This is a genomic window from Streptomyces sp. DF42 (assembly GCF_058267695.1).
Genome location: NZ_CM177859.1, coordinates 6,943,341 through 6,963,024, shown reverse-complemented (window position 1 = coordinate 6,963,024; position 19,684 = coordinate 6,943,341). Strand labels below are relative to the sequence as shown.

General features: G+C 71.0%; 11 protein-coding genes. 3 read left to right on the top strand and 8 right to left on the bottom strand.

The features are described 5' to 3' along the window. Positions 1-148: 148 nt before the first annotated feature. The 5 genes from ACYUED_RS32055 to ACYUED_RS32035 all read right to left on the bottom strand — a co-directional run bounded on the left by ACYUED_RS32055 (position 149) and on the right by ACYUED_RS32035 (position 8,167). Positions 149-2,344, bottom strand: a complete 2,196-nt coding sequence (locus ACYUED_RS32055; protein WP_491294527.1) for a glycosyl hydrolase family 95 catalytic domain-containing protein — start codon at positions 2,342-2,344, stop codon at positions 149-151. A gap of 8 nt (positions 2,345-2,352) precedes the next feature. Further along, a complete protein-coding gene (locus ACYUED_RS32050) occupies positions 2,353-4,338 on the bottom strand; it encodes a beta-galactosidase (protein WP_491287755.1) in 1,986 nt (661 codons plus the stop codon). 147 nt (positions 4,339-4,485) lie between these two features. Further along, complete coding sequence (locus ACYUED_RS32045; protein ID WP_491287752.1) at positions 4,486-5,412, bottom strand: carbohydrate ABC transporter permease; 927 nt, start codon at positions 5,410-5,412, stop codon at positions 4,486-4,488. Continuing rightward, the gene (locus ACYUED_RS32040) at positions 5,409-6,488 is read right to left on the bottom strand and encodes an ABC transporter permease (RefSeq protein ID WP_491287749.1); all 1,080 of its coding nucleotides are present in this window, start codon (positions 6,486-6,488) and stop codon (positions 5,409-5,411) included. Before ACYUED_RS32040 ends, ACYUED_RS32045 begins: the two co-directional genes overlap by 4 nt. After that, positions 6,488-8,167 (bottom strand): extracellular solute-binding protein, encoded by a 1,680-nt coding sequence (locus ACYUED_RS32035; RefSeq protein ID WP_491287747.1) that lies wholly within the window; start codon positions 8,165-8,167, stop codon positions 6,488-6,490. The genes ACYUED_RS32040 and ACYUED_RS32035 overlap by 1 nt, the downstream gene beginning before the upstream one ends. A 344-nt stretch (positions 8,168-8,511) precedes the next feature. Here ACYUED_RS32035 and ACYUED_RS32030 point away from each other — a divergent pair, with 344 nt between their 5' ends. Further along, on the top strand, positions 8,512-11,352 hold the full coding sequence (locus tag ACYUED_RS32030) for a glycoside hydrolase family 3 C-terminal domain-containing protein (RefSeq protein ID WP_491287743.1): 2,841 nt from the start codon (positions 8,512-8,514) through the stop codon (positions 11,350-11,352). Positions 11,353-11,463: 111 nt separating this feature from the next. Here ACYUED_RS32030 and ACYUED_RS32025 read toward each other — a convergent pair whose 3' ends face one another. From ACYUED_RS32025 to ACYUED_RS32015, 3 genes are all read right to left on the bottom strand, one after another. Beyond that, the gene (locus ACYUED_RS32025) at positions 11,464-12,924 is read right to left on the bottom strand and encodes an aldehyde dehydrogenase family protein (RefSeq protein WP_491287740.1); all 1,461 of its coding nucleotides are present in this window, start codon (positions 12,922-12,924) and stop codon (positions 11,464-11,466) included. A 254-nt stretch (positions 12,925-13,178) separates the two neighbouring features. Continuing rightward, positions 13,179-14,777, bottom strand: a complete 1,599-nt coding sequence (locus tag ACYUED_RS32020) for a PucR family transcriptional regulator (RefSeq protein WP_491287738.1) — start codon at positions 14,775-14,777, stop codon at positions 13,179-13,181. 129 nt (positions 14,778-14,906) lie between these two features. After that, on the bottom strand, positions 14,907-17,033 hold the full coding sequence (locus tag ACYUED_RS32015) for an ATP-binding protein (RefSeq protein WP_266926542.1): 2,127 nt from the start codon (positions 17,031-17,033) through the stop codon (positions 14,907-14,909). Positions 17,034-17,296: 263 nt separating this feature from the next. Here ACYUED_RS32015 and gabT point away from each other — a divergent pair, with 263 nt between their 5' ends. Together gabT and ACYUED_RS32005 are read left to right on the top strand one after the other, a co-directional pair. Next, on the top strand, positions 17,297-18,631 hold the full coding sequence (gene gabT / locus ACYUED_RS32010; protein WP_491287735.1) for a 4-aminobutyrate--2-oxoglutarate transaminase: 1,335 nt from the start codon (positions 17,297-17,299) through the stop codon (positions 18,629-18,631). Between the two features lie 221 nt (positions 18,632-18,852). Continuing rightward, the gene (locus tag ACYUED_RS32005; RefSeq protein WP_491294526.1) at positions 18,853-19,680 is read left to right on the top strand and encodes a phosphatase PAP2 family protein; all 828 of its coding nucleotides are present in this window, start codon (positions 18,853-18,855) and stop codon (positions 19,678-19,680) included. The last annotated feature ends 4 nt before the right edge of the window (positions 19,681-19,684 follow it).

Sequence of the window (19,684 nt, the reverse complement as noted above, 5' to 3'; positions counted from 1 at the left end):
CGGTCAGGTTGTTGGTGTTGAAGTTCAGGCCGCCGGAGGAGCTGGTGACCTCGTAGTCGAACTGGACGTCGCCGATGGTCTCGTTGCCCATCCACCGTTCCTAAACAGTGTCCAGGAGCGACATTTGGTGGGGGGGGAAATGGTGGGGTTACCACGCTCCCAGTGCGAGGGCGTGGTCTTCCCCGGCGACGAGGTCGAGCGGTCGTGCGCCGGAAGAAGTCCTGAGTTCGACGCGGTGGCTGCGGGTGGGGCGCAGCACCGCGGTTGCTTCCCGCGCATTCCAGGTGAGGTCGAGTTCCGCTCCGAACCGGGTGCGGATGCCGAGGAGCCGGCCTTTCGGGTACGCCGTGGGAAGCGCGGGCAGCAGGACCAGGCGGTCCGGGGTGGACTGCACGAGCATCTCGATCAGCACGGCGGGCAGGGTGTGTGCGGCGTCTGCGTTGTAGACGTGACGGTCGGGGTAGTGCGCGCTCATCAGGGAGGCGTGGAAGAAGTCGCCCTTGAGGACCTGGCCGAGGGCGTGCGCGACCCGTTCTCCGTCGCGCAGACGGGCGGCGACGAGGGCGTGGTGCAGATGCCCGTGGGCGGAGTCGTTCTCGGCGCCGCGCAGTTCGAGCGCCCGGTGGGCGGCGGCCGCGAGGTCCGGGGTGTCGTAGGGGTTGATCTCGTCGAGCGGCCAGACGCCGTAGAGGTGGCTGAGGTGGCGATGGTCGTAGTTGTCGTCGAGGCCGGGCCAGGCCCATTCGGCGAGGGCGCCGTCGGCGTTGATCCGGTGGGGCGGGAGCCGGTCGGCGAGGGCGCGCCGGCGGTCGGACTCGGGGGTGTCCGGTTGGTACGCGGCGGCCGTCAGCAGGGCGTGCCGGGCGGCCGAGAGGTCCATGGCCGCGTTGATCGCGCCCCAACTGGCGTTCGCGGGGCGGTTCTCGGGCGAGTAGGAGGGGACGACGACCACGTTGCCGTCCCGGTCGGTCCGGGTGAGGAAGTCCTCGTAGAACTGGGCGACCTGGGTGAGCGCGTGGGCGGTACGGGGATCCCGGGAGCCGTTGGTCTCGTCGTGGTCGACGAGGGGCTTGAGCAGCCAGTCGGCGCCCGCCGTCCACAGGTGCAGGGGGTACTCCCGGCTGAAGTGGTACGTCAGTCCGGACTCGCCGTCGGTGTGGGCGGGGGCGACGACACCGCGAGCGCCGAAGACGGCACGGGCGTTCTCGGCCCAGTCCTGGAGCTGACGCTGAATCAGGGAGGCGTGCGCCGCCGTCACTTCGGGGAGGGCGGCGGCCGACGCGGACGCGGTCTGGAGGTTGAGGTTGGCGTCGTTGGTGAACGCCCCAGCCCAGGCGGTGTTCCAGTCACCGGTCCACAGACCGACCAGACGGGGCGGGAACAGTCCGCTCGCGGAGAGCAGGTGGTAGCGGCCGGCGGCGAAGAGGCGCTCCAGGAGGGCGGGGCTCTCCGGGCGGGCGAGCAACTCCGAACCGGGCAGGGCGCGTTCGGCGGGGCGCGCGTCCAGATCGAGGGTGACGCGCTCGTAGGCGGTGCGGTGCAGCGCGGTGTGGCGGTCCAGGAGGGTGGTGTACGGATCCGCGCCGACCGGCAGCAGTTCGCGCAGGGCGCGGGTGTGGGGCGTCGCGTCCAGCTCGCCGGTGTGGCGCACCACCCGGGTCAGCAGCAGAACCGACTCCGCGCCCGCGACGTGTACACCAGGGGGCGTGAGCGTCGTACGGCCGCCCGTGACCACGACGAGCGTCACCCCGGTGTACGCCCTGTCGCTGCCCGGGTAGCGGACGCGCAGCGTGAGCACGGCCCCGTCGGGGGTGAGCACCGCCCCGTCGCCGACAGCGAGGCCCTGAGGTGCGCTCGGCAGCCGGTGGTCCATGGCGATGTCCAGGTCGGGGGCCGTGACGTGCTGGACGATCACGTCGTCGGCGCGGGACACGAAGAAGCGGCTGCTCCAGTCCTCGCGGACCGCCTTCACGACGCCGGTGGTGAAGTCGACGGAGCGGCGATAGGGGCCCGGCTGGTCGCCGGTCGTGCCGCGCAGCCGTATCTGGAAGGCGGGGTGGAAGGGCTGCACCCACTTCAGGTCGCGTCCGTCGGTGAAGGTCTCGGCGGCATGCAGCTCGCCTGCGAGCAACTGGTCCTGCAGGCGGGGCAGTTGAGCGGCGAGGTGGGGTGGTTGGGCGCTTTCGCTGCCGTTGGGGCGGACGAGGGTGTGGTGGGTGACGACGATCCGCTCGTCATGCGGTTCACCGAACGAGAGGGCGCCATGGTGGCCGTTGCCGCTCAGGAAGCCGTCCTCCCAGCGGGCGGCGGGGACAGGCTCCCAGGTTCCGTGGACGATGCTCATCGCCTCGTTCATGACCGCAGCACCGCCCCGCCGTACCGGCCGAGGGTGAGCTCGTCCTGGACGGTCACCCCCGTCAGCAGGTCGCGGTGGGCGCCCGGCACCGGCACGGTCACCGACTCCCGCCCGTGGTTGAGCACGAAGAGCAGGTCGCCGCGACGGACCGCCTCGACCCGGTCGGGCAGGCCGTCCAGCACCGGGCGGGCACCGGCGTCGGCCGCGATCCCGGCCAGCAGGACGCGCAACGCGTGCGGCTCGGGGAGCGTGGAGACGTACCAGGCGCGGCCCTTGCGCAGCACGGCGGGCATGCCGTCGAGCTCGCCGCCCTTGTACCTGGCCTCGACCGACGTGTCCTCCGCGGCCTCGATCTCCTCCGACCAGAGGGTCCCGCGGAAGCCGTCGGTCTCGGCGCTCTCGTCCGCGTCCAAGGGCCACCACTCGTGCAGCGTGCGGATGCCGAACAGCTCACGCAGACGTGGATCCATGCCCCCGGGGCGCACCCGGTCGTCCTCGTCGGCCACGCCGGTCAGGAAGCCGCAGACGAGAGTGCCGCCGCCGCGCACGTACGCGAGGAGGTTGTCGACCGCCGCGTCCGTGAGGGCGTACAGCTGGGGGACGACGACCAGGCGGTAGGCGGTGAGGTCGTGCTCGGGATGGGCGAAGTCGGTGGTGAGGTGGGCCTGCCAGAGAGCGCGGTGCCAGGCGGTCAGGACCTGGGTGTAGTCGACCTGGGTGGAGAGACGGCCCTCGTGGGCGCCGGCCCACCACGAGTGCCAGTCGTGCAGGATCGCGATGTCGTGGCGGCTGTGACTGCCCGTCACCTCCGCGCCGATACGCGCGAGTTCGGCGCCGAGCTGCCTGACCTCCTGGTACGTACGGCCCTGCTCCCCCGCATGGCTGACCATCCCGGAGTGGAACTTCTCCGCGCCCTGCCGGGACTGCCGCCACTGGAAGTAGCAGACGGCGTCGGCGCCGCGGGCGACGGCCTGGAGGGACCAGAGGCGGTTGAGGCCGTGCGGCTTGGGGTGGTTGACGCCGCGCCAGTTGACCGGTCCGGCCGCCTGCTCCATCAGCATCCAGGGCCCGCGGGCCTGCGAGCGGGTCATGTCCTGCACGAGTGCCCCGTGCTGGGCGCCGAGGGGGTCGCGCGGGTCGGGGTAGATGTCGACGGAGACGACGTCCTCCTCCTCCACCCACCGCCAGGCGTCCTGCCCGACCCAGAGCGGCATGAAGTTGGTGGTGACGGGGACGTGGCCCGGTGTGTGGCGCCGCACGATGTCCCGCTCGGCGACGTAGCACTCCAGGAGCATGTCGGACGTGAACCGCTTGAAGTCCAGGACCTGGCCCGGGTTCTTCATGTAGTGCGCGTGGCGGGGCGGCAGGACCTCGTTCCAGTCGCCGTAGCCCTGGCTCCAGAAGGCGGTGCCCCAGGCGGAGTTGAGCTCGTCGAGGGTGCCGTATTTCCCCTGCAGCCAGTGGCGGAAGCGGGTGGCGGCCTCGTCGCCCCAGTCGAAGGTGCAGTACTCGTTGTTGATGTGCCACATGGTGAGGGCGGGGTGGCCGCCGTAGCGGGCGGCGAGGTCCTCGGTGATGGCGGCGGCGTACCGGCGGTAGGCGGCGCTGGAGTGCGAGAAGTGCTGCCGGCCGCCCCACCATTCGGTACGGCCGTCCTCGTCGCGGGGCAGCGTGTCGGGGTGCAGACGGCCGAGCCAGGGAGGGGGCGAGGAGGTGGGGGTGGCGAGGACGACACCGATGCCGTTGTCGTGCATGAGGTCCATCAGCCGGTCGAGCCAGCCGAACTCCCGTGCCCCGGGGCTGGGTTCCAGCTTCGCCCAGGAGAAGACGCCGAGGGTGACGGAGTTGACGCCGGCGTCCTTCATCAGCCGGACGTCCTCGACCCAGGTCTCCTCGGGCCACTGCTCGGGGTTGTAGTCGCCGCCGAAGAGGATGCGGCCGCGGGTGGCGGCGCCGAGGGCGGGGCGGTCGGTGGCCGACATCAGATGGACTCCCCGTACCCGGCGAGAACGGCCCGGGGGCTCAGGCGGGGCGTGCGCATGACGTACCTCGATCTGTGAAAAGAGAGGGAGGGAAGAGCGGGAAGGTGCCGGCGGACGACCGGGGCGTCCTGCCCCGTGGGCGACCGGTCAGCCCTTGATGGCTCCGGTGAGCATGCCCTTCTTGAAGTGCCGCTGGACGAAGGGGGACGCCACCGCGACCGGGATCAGCGCGAGGACCATGACGGCCATCTGCAGTCCCAGCGAGGAGAGCTGGCCGGTGCGGACCGCCTGCTGGAGACCGGTCGGCGCCTCGGTGTTCTTCTGCACCAGCTGGATCAGCACGTTCTGCAACGGCATCATCTGCTGGTCGGTGAGGTAGATCGAGGCGTTGAACCAGGCACTCCAGTACCCGACCGCGTAGAACAGCGAGATCACCGCCAGCACCGCACGCGACAGCGGCATGATGATGGTCAGCAGGATCCGCAGGTCACCGGCCCCGTCAATACGGGCCGACTCGGTGAGCTCGGGAGAGATCCCCATGAAGAACGCCCGCAGCACCAGGATGTTGAAGACACTGACCGCACTCGGCAGGACCAGCGACAGATAGGTGTCGGTCAGGCCCAGCGACTGCACCAGCAGATACGTCGGAATCAGCCCGGCCCCGAAGAACATCGTCGCCATCATGGCCACCAGGAAGAACCGGTGCCCCACACTCCCCGGCCGCGACAGACCATACGCCGCCAGCACCGACACCGTCATCGAGAACAGCGTGCCGAACAGCGTCACCCCCACCGACACCATGATCGCCCGGCTGACCTGGCCACCACTGAGCAACTCGGTGTAGTTGACGAAGGTGATGCCCTGCGGGATCACCACCAGGCCGCCCACCCGGTCGATCACCGGCTTCGGGGACAGGCTCGTGACGATCACGATCCACAGCGGACCGAGCACCCCCAGACAGCACAACGCGAGGAAGACGCTCTTGGCGGTGAGCCCGGCCCTGTTCGGCGACTCCTCCCACACCGGCCGGGCGGGCGCCCTCAGACCGCGCACGAGCTGCGTGTTGAGACTCACTTCTTGTACACCCCCTGCTCACCCAGCAGGTGCGCGACCTTGTTCGCACCCAGGACCAGACACAATCCGATGACTCCCTTGACGAGGCCGACCGCGGCCGCATAACTGAAGTCGCCGTTCTGGATACCCATGTTCCACACATAGGTGTCCAGGACCTCGCTGGCCCCCGCACCCACCGCGTACCGCTGGAGCAGGAACTGCTCGAATCCCACACTCAGCGCGTCACCCACCCGCAGCACCAGCAGCAACGCGATCACCGGACGCAGCGCGGGCAGCGTCACATGCCACATCCGCCGCCACCGCCCCGCCCCGTCCATCGCGGCCGCCTCGTACAGGTCGGTGCTCACCGCGGCCAGCGCCGCCAGGAAGACGATGATCCCCCAGCCCGCGTCCTTCCACACCGCCTGCGCGGTGACCAGGTACTTGAACAGGCTCGCGTTGGTCATCAGGTCGAAACCGCTCCACCCGTGATCCTCCAGGGTCTGCGCGATGATGCCCGCACCGCCGAAGATCTGCTGGAAGACGGTCACCACCAAAACCCACGAGAAGAAGTGCGGCAGATACATGACCGCCTGCGCCACCGCCCGCACCCGGGGCCGGATCACACTGTTGATGACCAGCGCCAACGCGATGGGGATCGGGAAGAACAGCACCAGCTGCAGCACGAACAGCACGATCGTGTTCTTCGCCGCACTCCAGAACAGCGGGTCGTCGAGCATCCGCGAGAACTGCTCCACCCCCACCCACGGGCTGTGGAAGATCGCCGTGATGCCGTTGCTGGAGGCGTACGGATCGTAGTCCTGGAACGCGACGACGTTACCCAGCAACGGAACATAGTTGAAGACCACGAGCAGGACGATGACCGGCAACGTCATCAGGACCAGCGCACGGTCACGGCGCCACCGCACCCGGAAGGGAACCTTCCCCGCCTTACTCGCCCTTCCCGCCTTGCTCGTCCTTCCCGCCGTGCGCTGGGTCCTCTCCTTCGCCTCGGCTGTGGCGACGGCGGCTGCCGGTTCCTCGACGGCCGCGGGGGGACGCGTCCCGTCGGGCCTGCTCCCGGCCGTGAGAGACATCAGTTGCCGCTGCCGTTCTTCTCGATGAGCTGCTTGTACCAGGCGCGCAGCTTGTCGCCGCCGGAGGACTTCCAGGTGGAGATGGCCTGCTGGACGTCGGACAGCTTCTTGTTGCCCCGCACGAAGTCGATCTCCAGCTGCTCGAACTGGCTGGAGAGGGTGGCATAGCGGGTCGGCTCGACGATGTTCATGCCGTACGTGGACGTCTTCTTCAGGAACGCACCCTGCCGCTGCTGCCACTCGACCTGCTTGCGGGCGATCTCGGGGAAGTCGGGGTGGGCGAGGTAGGGAGCCGGGGCCGCCAGCATCGCCCAGGCGTTGAGCACCTCGGAGTTGCCCAGGTCCTCCTTGACCGGGACACCGTTCTTGACCGTGTAGTGGGTGCCCTCGACGCCGTAGTCGACGAGCATCCGCTCCTTGGTGCCGTAGGGCGCTGCCGCGAAGTCCGCGGCGGCCAGCGCGTTCTCGATCGTCTCCTTCGAGGCGCCCTTGCGGATCATCGACCAGATGCCGGCGGGCTGACCCGCATACAGCGTCGGATGGCCGCCGTCGGCGCCGAAGTAGTCCATGCCCTCGATCTGGAACTCCGGGTGGGACCGGGCCTGTTCGGCGGTCTTGCCCCACCAGTCGGCCACGTTGCCGTTGTAGACTAGGATCTGCCCTGCGGTGAACCGCTGGCCCGCGTCGCCCGTGTTCGCCTTGTCGTCGGGATGGACCACGCCCGCGGCGAACAGCTTGCGGACCCACTCCAGATGTTCCAGATACTCGGGGTGCTCGATGCGGTACGTCAGCTTGCCGTCGTCCCCGATGTTCCAGCCCAGCGTCCCGGCGGGCAGGACACTGAAGAAGCCCGCCGCGCTCCACCTCATGTCGCCACAGGCCCACACCTTGGCCTTGGCACTGGTGGCCTCCTTGGCCCAACTGAGGAACTCGTCGGCCGACTTGGGAACCGTGTAGCCCTTCTTGTCGAAGACGTCCTTGCGGTAGAAGGGCGCGATGCCGGGCGCGGGGGCGGCGGGCATCGGGATGCCGCGCAGCGCGCCGCCGAACAGGCTCATGCGCCACGCATCGGACGGTATCGCAGCCAGGTTCGGGTACTTCTTGACCTTGTCGCCCGCCAGGTAGGGGCCGAGGTCCATGAACTTCGCGGTGACCGCGTTGGAGATCTTGCCGACCAGTTCCCAGCTGGGCACGACCACCATGTCGGGTATGGAGCTGGAGGCGAGGACGGCACCGAGCTTCTCACCGTAGGTGTTGCCGTCCTGGTTCTGCCAGGTGATCCTGGTGCCCGCCGCCGCGTCGAGCGCCTTGTAGTACACGCACCCGGGCTTCGGCGGAGTGCCCCAGAACGGGGACATGATCTTGAGGGGAGCGCCGGTGCCGAGCTTCTTCGGGACCGAGGTGGCCAGGGCCGCGAGGTCGACCTTGCCGGTGTAGCCGGCCGCCGAACCGTTCTTCGACGGCAGGTCCGGCTTGGCGACCGTGCTGGCGACGTAGGTCGGGAGCAGCTTGTCGGCTGCCTTGCCCGACGTGGCCCCCTCACGCGAGCCGCTGTCCGATCCGCCGCAGGCGGCAAGCAGCGGCATCCCGCCCGCCACCGCTGCGGTGGCGACCGCGGTCGAGGCGAGGAAACTTCTCCGGCTCGGCCCGGAGGAGGCGGAAGCGGCGTTCGGCGTCATTGCGTCAACCCTTCATGGCGCACCAGGACACCCGGCGGTGGCCGTCGGCTGCGGTGTCTTGAGTGGAACTGGCTGGGCTGAAGCGCCTCTGCGGTCACTACCTTGGGGCCCGTACCCACACGTCGAGGTTCGTAGTCGAAGCGCTTCGATGTGCTGTGACATTAGGTGAACACCTGGGGGTACACAAGGGTCGTTTCCAAGATTCCTACGAGCCGTCGTGGGCGACTTTTCCTTATGCAACGCTTGAAGTAACAGCGAGTGTCCCTTGACACCCACCCACTCCTCGAATGAGCATCGAAGCGCTTCGAAAGGGCTACGCCGCTCCATCGCAAGGGGATCCCCACGTGACCGCACAGACGCCGCCCACGCCACCGTTCCGCGACCCGCAACTGCCGTTCGCGAAGCGCATCGACGACCTGTTGGAGCAGCTCACGCTCGACGAGAAGATCTCCTTCCTTCACCAGTACGCGCCCGCGGTCGAGCGTCTGGGCATCGAGGCCTTCCGCACCGGGCAGGAGGCGCTGCACGGTGTCGCCTGGATGGGACCGGCCACAGTCTTCCCGCAGGCCGTGGGCCTCGGCGCGACCTGGAACACGGACCTCGTACGCCGGGTCGGCGAGGCGGTGTCCAAGGAGATCCGCGCCATGCGCGCCCATGACGACCGCGTCGGCCTCAACGTCTGGGCCCCCACGGTGAACCTCCTGCGCCACCCCCTGTGGGGCCGCAACGAGGAGGGCTACTCCGAGGACCCGAAGCTGACGTCGGCCATCGCCACCGCGTACACCCTCGGACTGCGCGGGGACCACCCGACCTACTGGCGCACGGCCCCCGTCCTCAAGCACTGGCTCGCCCACAACAACGAGACGGACCGGGCCACCGCGTCGAGTTCGGTCCGCCCGCGCGTGCTGCACGAGTACGACCTGCGCGCCTTCCGCGAGACCGTCGAGGCGGGCGGGGTCGCCGGGGTGATGCCGGCGTACAACCTGGTCAACGGCCGCCCCAACCACGTCTCCCCGTACCTGCGCGAGCACCTGCGCGCCTGGACCGACGAGGATCTGCTGGTCTGCTCGGACGCGGGCGCACCCTCCAACCTGGTCGACCTCGAGCACTACTACGACACCCACGAGGAGGCGACGGCGGCCTCGCTGCTGGCGGGGGTGGACAGCTTCACCGATCACGGGACGGACAGTTCGCAGATCGTCGGGCGGGTCAAAAAGGCGTATGCGGACGGCCTGTTGACCGAGGCCGACGTCGACCTGGCCGTCCGCCGCCAGCTCTCCGTCCGCTTCCGGCTCGGCGAGTTCGACCAGCCCTACGACCCGCACGCACTCACCGCGGAGTTCGACACCCTGCACCACCGCGCGCTCGCCCGGGAGGCAGCCGAGCAGGCGGTGGTGCTCCTCAAGAACGACGGACTGCTGCCGCTGGCCCCCGGCACCCGCCTCGCCGTGGTCGGCCTGCTCGCCGACGAGTGCAAACTCGACTGGTACAGCGGCACCCTCATGCACCGCTCCACCCCGCTCGAGGGCCTGTACGAGAGGTTCGGCGCCGAGCACGTGGAGTTCGCGGAGGGCGTGGACCGGGTGCTTCTGAAGACGTCCTCCGGAGCGTTCGTGCACGTTCCGGAGTCCGCGGGCTTCACCGACGAGGTGCGCGGCGCCGAGGGCGCCCTCGACCCGGCGCTGCTCGCGGGCCGCACCGACCTGCCCCCGCTCACCACCGACACCGACGGCACCGAGTTCGCCCTGGTCGAGTGGGGCGAGGGCGTCCTCACATTGCGCGCCCCCGACGGCCGCTATCTCTCGGTGGCCGACGACGGCTACGTACGTGCCTCCGCGGACCAGCCGGGCGGCTGGATCGTGCAGGAGACGTTCCGGCTGGAACCTCATGAAAGCGGGCACCTCCTCAGGCACATCGGTACGGGTCGCCACGTCTCTGTCGCCGCGGACGGAGTAAAGGTTGCCGACGAGAATCCGGAAACGTTCGAGCTCATCGTGACCGAACGCGGCGAGGACGCAGTAACGCAGATCACTGCCGGGGCGGACGTGGTGCTGGTGGTCGCGGGCAACGACCCGCACATCAACGGCCGCGAGACCGAGGACCGCAGCACGCTGCGGCTGCCGGCCCACCAGGAGCGCATTCTGCGCGCCGCCCGCGCCGCCAACCCGAACACGGCGCTCGCGCTGATCTCCGCGTATCCGTACGCCGTCGAGACCGCCTCCCTCCCGGCGGTGCTGTGGACCGCGCACGGCGGCCAGGCCGCGGGCACGGCCCTGGCCCGCGTGCTGTCCGGCGACGTCTCCCCCGCGGGCCGCCTCCCGCAGACCTGGTACGAGAACGACGCCGACCTGCCCGACCTCCTCGACTACGACGTGATCGGCGGCCGCCAGACGTACCTGTACTTCGAGGGGACGCCGCTGTTCCCGTTCGGGCACGGCCTGTCGTACGCGTCGTTCGCCTACTCCGACCTGTCGGTGCGGGTCGAGGGCGGGACGGCGCACGTCGCCTTCACGGTCGCCAACACCGGTGACGTCACGGCCGACGAGGTCGCACAGCTCTACACGCGCGCCGTCGAGCCGACGATCCCCCGCCCGCGCCGCGAGCTGCTCGCCCACCGCCGGATCACGCTGGCGCCCGGCGCGACGGAGCAGCTGTCCTTCGAAGTCCCCTTGTCCGCATTCGAGTTCTGGGACGTGGCCCGGGGCGGATGGCGCCTGCAGTCGGGCCCGTACGACCTCCTGGCCGGCGCCTCCAGCGAGGACATCCGCCTGCGTACGACGGTGATCCTGGACGGCGAGCCGGGCGCCCCGCGCCCGGTCCTGCGGCACGGCCTGAACGCGGCCGACTTCGACGAGCAGAGCGGCGCCGCGATCGTCGACCGCACGAAGACGTCGGGGGACGCGGTGACGTCGCTCGCGGACCGTAGTGCCGAACTGATCTATCGCGACTGCGACTTCGGGGACGGCGTCACGGAGGTGACGGTCACCGTGGCGGGCGAGGGCGTCGTGGAACTGTCCCTGGGCGGGGGCGCGGTGCTCGCCGCACTGACACCGGACGCGGCCGATCCGGACGACCCGTACGCCTACACCACGCTCAGCGCCGACATCGTCGCCGAGGGCGTGCGCGACGTACACCTCAGGCTGCGCGGCCCTTTGCGGCTTGCGCATGTCGGCTTCTCCGGTTGAGGGTCCGGAGAAGGCCGATTCGAAGAAGGGGCCCGGCACCGGAAGGCATCGGTGCCGGGCCCTTTCGGGAGCCTATATGAAAATGGTTCCCAGTAGCTGGTTGTCGATCGGCTAGAGCGCGAGCCCGGTCAGGACCAGCACGCGCTCGTACGTGTAGTCGTCCATCGCGAACTTCACGCCCTCGCGTCCGACACCGGACTGCTTGGCACCGCCGTACGGCATCTGGTCGGCGCGGTAGGAGGGGACGTCGCCGATGACGACACCGCCGACCTCCAGGGCGCGGTGGGCACGGAAGGCGGCCTGGAGGTCGTGGGTGAACACGCCCGCCTGAAGGCCGTACTTGGAGGAGTTGGCGGCGGCGAAGGCCTCGGCCTCGCCGTCCGTCTTCTGCACGGTGAGGACCGGTCCGAAGACCTCCTCGCAGGAGAGGGTGACGTCGGCCGGTACGTCGGTGAGGACGGTCGGCGCGTAGGAGGCGCCGTCGCGGTCGCCACCGGTGAGAAGGGTGGCGCCGGACTCGACGGCCTCCTTGACCCAGGACTCGACGCGCTTGGCCGCGTCCTCGCTGACCAGCGGGCCGACGTCCGTCTTGTCGTCACCCGGGTCGCCGGTGACCTGGGCCTCGACGGCGGCGACGATGCGCGGCAGCAGGCGGTCGTACACGGAGGCGTCCGCGATGACCCGCTGCACGGAGATGCAGGACTGGCCGCCCTGGTAGTTGGAGAACGTCGCGATGCGGGTGGCGGCCCAGTCGAGGTCGGCGTCGCTCGCGAAGTCGCCGAGGACGACGGCCGCGCCGTTGCCCCCCAGCTCCAGCGTGCAGTGCTTGCGCGGCACCGAGTCCATGATCGCGTAGCCGACCTTCTCGGAACCGGTGAAGGAGATGACCGGCAGGCGCTCGTCCTGGACCAGGGCGGGCATCTTGTCGTTGGCGACCGGGAGGATGCTCCAGGACCCGGCCGGGAGGTCGGTCTCCGCGAGCAGTTCGCCGATGATCAGGCCGGAGAGCGGGGTGGCGGGCGCCGGCTTGAGGATGATGGGCGCACCGGCGGCGATCGCGGGCGCGATCTTGTGGGCGCACAGGTTGAGGGGGAAGTTGAAGGGCGCGATGCCGAGGACGACGCCCTTCGGGAAGCGGCGGGTGAGGGCGAGACGGCCCTGCCCGCCGGCGTCGGTGTCGAGGCGCTGGGCCTCACCGCCGTTGAAGCGGCGGGCCTCCTCGGCGGCGAACCGGAAGACGGAGACGGCGCGGCCGACCTCGCCGCGGGCCCACTTGATCGGCTTGCCGTTCTCCGCCGAGATCAGCCGGGCGATCTCCTCGGTGCGCTCCACGAGTCGACGGCTGACGTGGTCGAGGGCGGCGGCGCGGACGTGGGCGGGGGTGGCGGCGAAGTCCTCGCGGACGGCGTGGGCGGCGGCGACGGCCTCCTCGACCTGGGCGTCGCTCGGCACGCTCACCTTGCCGACGAGCCGGCCGTCCCACGGGGAGGTGACGTCGAAGGTGTCCTCGCCGGTGGCCTGGCGGCCGGCGAGCCAGAAGGCGGTGGTGACTGCGACGTTGCTCTGGGGCATGTGCGGGTCCGGCCCTTCCGCGGTAGGGGGTGTGCGGGGTGGTTGTGGGTCCACGGTAGGGCGGTGGGGGCGAGGGTGCGCTTGTCCGGGGCGTACTGGTCGGGGGGGCGGGGTGCGCCGGTTTGGCGCGGTGGTGGGTGCGCGGGGTTGCACGGTGCCGCGCGGGAGGGGTGTTTCGCCCCGCCGCTCCTACCGGTCCCGTCCCAGGGGCTCCGCCCCGGGACCCCCGCTCCTCAAACGCCGGAGGGGCTGGATCAGCCCACGGGGCCGGAGTCACCCACCGATGTCGCCTTCAGGGCCAGCCACAGTTCCATCCGTACGTCCGGGTCGTCCAGCGATCGGCCGAGGATCTCCTCCACCCGTCGCATCCGGTAGCGCAGGGTGTGCCGGTGGACCCCCAGGTCTGCCGCCGCCGCGTCCCACTGGCCGTGGCGGGAGAGCCAGGCCCGCAGCGAGGCCACCAGGTCGCCGCGCCCGGTCGCGTCGTGCTCGTACAGCGGGCGCAGCAGCCCGTCCGCGAACGCCTTCACCGCGTCGTCGGCGAGCAGGGGCAGCACGGATCCGGCCGCCAGCTGCTCGTGCGCCACGCACACCCGTCCACGGCGCCGGGCCACCGACAACGCCTGCTCGGCCTGCTTGTACGCCGCCGCGGCCGCGATCGGCCCCACGGGCGCCGACAGCCCCACCACGACCTCGTCCACGTCACCGCCGGCCGGCTCCCGCGCGGCCTCCAGGGCTGCCGCGTACTCACCGCACGCGGCGACCGCCGCACCTCCGTCGGGGGCCAGCACGATCAGCCGTTCCCCCTCGGGCACGAGCAGTACGGCCTCCCCGGCCCGCGCGGCCGCCGACTCCACGGTCTCGGCGAGCGCGGCGAGCGGGTCTCCACCGGCGTCGGTGGCGACCCGCGTGGCCGCCTCGGCGACGATCATCCGGAAGGGGGCGTCGAGGAGGCCTCCGTACAGGTGGCCCGCGACGGCACGCGCATGGTCCGGCTCCCCCGCCAGCAGCATGCGCAGCACCGCCGCGCCGATCCGCTGTTCCGCCGCGTGGAGCGACCTGGAGCGTTCGGTCGTCAGCGTCAGCAGCGCGATCGCCGAGTGGACCGCGTACCGCTCGGCCGTGCCGAGGGCCGCCGCCGTGCCCACCGCGAGCGCCGCCCGCGGCCGCCGCCCGGCGCCCAGGGAGTGCAGTTCGACGCGGTCCTCGTTGTCCGGGGAGCCGACCACCGAGGACGCCGGCGCCGGCCGCTCCTGCAGCCGCTCCACGTCCGCGGTGAGGCGCGCGGCGCGCCGGCCCGCCCACTCCGGTGCGGTGGCGACGACGGCGCCCGAGGCGTCGTAGAGCGCCGCCCAGCCGTCGACCTGCGAGGCGAGTCCGGCGAGCAGGCCCTCCGGACCGTCGGTGAGCGCCTGCTTCGTCAGTTCCCGCTGTGCGGCGAAGCCCGCCGTCACCGCCCGGTACTGGTCGGCGGCGATCTCGGCGGACACGGCCTTGCTGATGGCGAGGAACGGGGTGCGGCGCGGTACTTCGAGGAGCGGCAGCCCTTGCTCCTGAGCCGCGTCGACCAGCGCCTTGGGGGTCTCCTCGTAGTTGACGCCGACGGCGAAGCCGAGGCCCACCACCCCGGCCTCCGCCAGCCGCTTCACATACCGCCGCATCGCCTGCGGATCCTCCGCGTCCAGCTTCAGCGCGGTGATCAGCAGCAGCTCCCCGCCCTCCATGTAGGGCACCGGATCGGAGAGCTCGCTGACATGCGCCCAGCGGACGGGCACGTCCAGGCGGTCCTCACCCGCGCGCACGGTCAGCTTGAGCGCGGAGTGGTGGACGAGCGAGGCGAGCGTCGGGGGCATGAGGCCTTCAGGTCGGCGGGACAGTCTGCGGAGATCACGCGAACAGCGTGATCTTTTGGCCGCCACGTATGAACGACCTCTGCCGATTCTGCCTCACCGTACGGTCACTGTGTGCTGTGAAGGAGGGACCTATCCCCTCAGATCCACCAGCAGCGGTGGCGCGTGCTCCCCCTTCACGTTCGTCAGCGACAGCACCGCATGCCCCGGCGGCACCCCGTGCGCCAGCTCGGACGCCGACCACCGCTCGCGTTCGACCTGCCGGACGGTCACGGCCCGCTGGGTCGGCGCCTTGCCGGTGATCACGCGGCGCAGCACGTGCAGGGCCTTCCCCGCAGGGGTCTCGGCGATGATCTGCCGGTCGGTGACGTCCCGCGCCTCGGTCCACTCCTTGCCCCACACCTCGGCGAAGTCCTGGCCGTCCCACGGGGTGAGCCCGGACAGCGCCATCCGGCATCCGGTGGAGCCGAGCAGCGGACCGCGCAACGGCCTCGGTACGTCGTCCAGGGAGCGCAGGGTGAGCACGGCGCCGGCGTTCGCCGACCGCAGCCGCTGGATCCCGCGCACGGCCTCCGGGGTCACCACCCCGGACGCGTCGTCCAGCACCAGACAGGCGAACAGCGACCGGTCCTCGCGCATCGCCACGCTCGCCGTGAACTGTGCGAGCACCAGCCGCGCCAGCATCCGCGAGGCGTCCGCGTGCCCGCGCTCGGGCAGGTCGATACGGACCCGCACCGGGTGGTCGAGGGCCTTGAGGGAGAACGGCTTGGACTGTCCGGACGTGTCGAAGAACGCGGCGAACGCGGGCCGGTCGAGCAGCGCCACCCGGTCCGCGAGCACCGCCGCCACATCACCGGGGTGCCCCAACTGCCGCTCTCGCGCGTCCAGTTCACGCAGCAGCGACTCCTGACCCGAGCCCTGCAGCGCCGTGCGCAGCGTGTCCAGCGGACCGGGCGCCCCGTCGAGCAGCTGCCGCAGCTCCGGCACGGAGGGGAAGCGGCCGTGGACCGCCCGGAACGGTCCCAGAAGCTGGGCGAGCACGGTCGTGGACCGACGGCTGTCACTGCCCGGGTGCGGATCGGCGAGGTCCCCGACCAGCGCCTCGGCCAGCACGGCCGCGGCCTCGTCGGGGTCGCCGCTCCCGCCGTACAGGTCCAGGTCGTACACCGATTCCGGATGCCCGATCCGTACGACGACGTCGTACGCGTCGACCGGCCCGAGCCCCGCGCCCGCTGCGCCGACCACGACGACCGCGGCCCGTCCGGCGAGGGCGTGCAGGCACAGTGACTCGGCGAGCGGCCGCACCACGGTGCCGGTCTTGCCCGAGCCGGCCGGGCCGACGGCGAGCAGGGAGGTGCCGAGCAGATCGGGGTCGAGGCCGAGGCCGGCGCCGCGGTAGGCGTACGGGTTGCGGGGGTCGTCGGCGGTGATGCCGAGCCGCACCTGCCCGGTCAGCAGGTCGTGCCGGGAGAGCCGGGCCGGCAGGTCACGCTCCCCGGAGGGGTGCAGACAGGCGGCGGCGCCGTCCTTGAGCACGGCGCCGGTGAACGCGGCGAGGGTGTGCCGGCCGCTGCGCACGCCCTGCCAGGCGCGCACGATCCGGGCGTGGTCCACGTCCCGCATCAGCCCGGAGCGGGCCTCGCCGGCGAGGCGCTCGGCGGCGTCGACGGCTCCGGCGGCGCGGAGCTGGGGCCACTCGGCGGGGTCCTGTTCGGGGGCGGGCGGGCGCTCGGTGCGGGGCGCCGACCGCCGGTTCCAGGCGGGCGGCCCGTAGCGGCGCCAGATCTCGCCCCACCGTCCGAGCCTGCCGACGCCGATCATGATGACCAGGGCGATCAGCACGTAGTAGGCGTAGACGACCACGACCGAGGCGAAGCTGTGGGGCTCGGCCCAGGAGCCGGGGATCATCGCGTAGAGCGGGAGCAGCCACCAGCCGCCGAGGTAGCCGTTCCACAGCAGCGACCAGATCAGCCAGCCGACGAGGAAGGCGATCACCGCGCCGCTGACCAGCTGGCGGGCGGGGATGAGTTCGGGCTCCTCCTCCGGCCGGGGCCGGTGCCCGAACCGCCACACGCCCGGCGCCACCTCCGGCCGCGGCGCGCGCAGCCACGTCAGGAACGCCGACCCGTCCGGCCGCGGTGGCACATCCGGCGCCGCGGGAGGCCGGGCCGGCATCGCCGGAACCTGCGGTGGCCCCGCCGGACGCGGCACAGGATTCGCGTGCGTGCCCCGTGCGTCGTGCGTCCCGTCGCTGTCCATCGCCCTCGCTCCCTGACCAGCCGTTCCGTCCTCAGCGGTCAATCTAACGCCCCGGCCAAGGGAGTTCACCGCTTACGCGGCCGCGGGCGGGGAGCGGAACCGAACCCGGTGGTGACCGTCCGGCCGTCCTCGCCATGTCCACCACGGACAACCCGTTTCCCCGACAGCGCCCACATGGAGCATGCCCACCCCCCTCTCCCGGCCCTAACCTGCGAGAAAAGAAGGCAAGAGTCCGCAAGGCCGCACACCCCCAGGAGCCCCTCATGAGTGCACTTCCGCAGGAGCGCCGGATCGTCACCGCCATCCCCGGTCCGAAGTCGCAGGAACTGCAGGCCCGCCGTACCGCCGCGGTCGCGCAGGGCGTGGGCTCCGTGCTGCCGGTGTTCACCGCGCGTGCAGGCGGCGGGATCATCGAGGACGTCGACGGGAACCGGCTCATCGACTTCGGTTCGGGAATCGCCGTGACGTCCGTCGGCGCGTCCGCCGAGGCCGTCGTACGCCGCGCCTCCGCGCAGCTCGCCGACTTCACCCACACCTGTTTCATGGTCACTCCGTACGAGGGCTACGTCGAGGTCGCCGAGGCCCTCGCCGAGCTCACCCCCGGTGAACACGCCAAGAAGTCCGCCCTGTTCAACAGTGGCGCCGAGGCCGTCGAGAACGCCGTCAAGATCGCGCGTGCGTACACCAGGCGGCAGGCCGTGGTCGTGTTCGACCACGGGTACCACGGGCGTACCAACCTCACGATGGCGCTCACGGCCAAGAACATGCCGTACAAGCACGGCTTCGGTCCGTTCGCGCCCGAGGTCTACCGCGTCCCGGTCGCGTACGGCTACCGCTGGCCGACCGGTCCGGAGAACGCCGGCCCCGAGGCCGCCGCGCAGGCCATCGACCAGATCAGCAAGCAGGTCGGCGCCGAGAACGTCGCCGCGATCATCATCGAGCCGCTGCTCGGCGAGGGCGGCTTCATCGAGCCGGCGAAGGGCTTCCTGCCGGCGATCAGCCGGTTCGCCCAGGACAACGGGATCGTGTTCGTCGCCGACGAGATCCAGTCCGGGTTCTGCCGTACGGGCCAGTGGTTCGCCTGTGAGGACGAGGGCATCGTCCCCGACCTGATCACGACGGCGAAGGGCATCGCGGGCGGTCTCCCGCTCGCCGCCGTGACCGGCCGCGCCGAGATCATGGACGCCGCGCACGCCGGCGGCCTCGGCGGCACCTACGGCGGCAACCCGGTCGCCTGTGCCGGTGCGCTGGGCGCCATCGAGACCATGAAGGAGCTCGACCTCAACGCCAGGGCGAAGAACATCGAGGCGGTCATGAAGAGCCGCCTCGGTGCCATCGCCGAGAAGTTCGACATCATCGGCGACGTGCGGGGCCGGGGCGCGATGATCGCCATCGAGCTGGTCAAGGACCGCGCGACCAAGGAGCCGAACCCGGAGGCGGCCGCCGCGCTCGCCAAGGCCTGCCACCAGGAGGGCCTGCTGGTCCTGACCTGTGGCACGTACGGCAACGTGCTGCGTTTCCTGCCCCCGCTGGTCATCGGCGAGGACCTGCTGAGCGAGGGTCTCGACATCATCGAGCAGGCCTTCACGCGCATCTGAGACCAACGGAATCCGCAGCTCACACACAGGGTGCACACCACATGAGCACCATCCGCCCCAGCCCTTGCAGCCCCTGCGATTCCGGGGCCGGGGCGGCCGCCGTCAGGCCGTGTGAAGAAGGTGTGCGAGGTGGATGGCGTAACGCGATTCCGCCTGTCCTGAGCGCTTCGGCTGTCGTAGGTTCTACCCAGATGAGAGATACACCCCGCCCACAGGGGACTGTGGGCGACATCAGGACGGGGCCTCCCCAGCTTCGCCCTGGTCGTGCCCTCGCGCACACACACGGAGCCTTTGGCTCCGGATCTCCTCACCGATCGGACAGTCGCCCGCCCCAAACCCCCCGGGGTGGGCGTCGATCCGATCTGATCGGCCGCCCCGGAACCACCCCCCCTGTTCCGGGGCGGCCGGCCTCCTTTCTTCTCCTTCTCGGGCTTCCCGCCCTTCTCTTCGCGCTGATCACCTGGCAGGTCGTCTCCGACGGCCTGCTTCTGCGCGTGGACCGAAGGGTCAGCCTCGCCCTCACGCATCCGGACCGTTTCTCCGAGCGCCTCTCCGACCTGGGCAATGTCCAGGTCGCGGTGCCGGTGCTCGCCGTAGTCCTGGCCTACGTGGCCTGGCGGGGCCGGGCGTCCGGGATGTACCGCTGGTGGCTGCCGCCCCTCGCGGCGGCCCTGGTGATGGCGCTGGTCCCGGCCCTGATCGTGCCCCTCAAGGCGCTGGTCGACCGCCCGAGCACCCCCGTCATGCCCCCGGCGACCGGCTACTACCCGTCCGGCCACACCGCGACGGCCACCGTCGCCTACGGCTCGGCGACCCTGCTCCTGCTCCCCTGGCTGCGCACGGCGTACTCCCGCCGCGCGCTGGTCACCGCCTGCGCCGTCGTCACGCTCGCCGTCGGGTTCGGCCTGGTCCGGCGCGGCTACCACTGGCCACTGGACGTCGTGGCCAGTTGGTGCCTGTGCACGGTGCTGCTCACGTCTTTGTGGATCTTCCTGGTTCGCGTCGGCCGCACGGGTGGCCGCCGCGAGAGCTCCACGGAGGACGAGTAGGCCT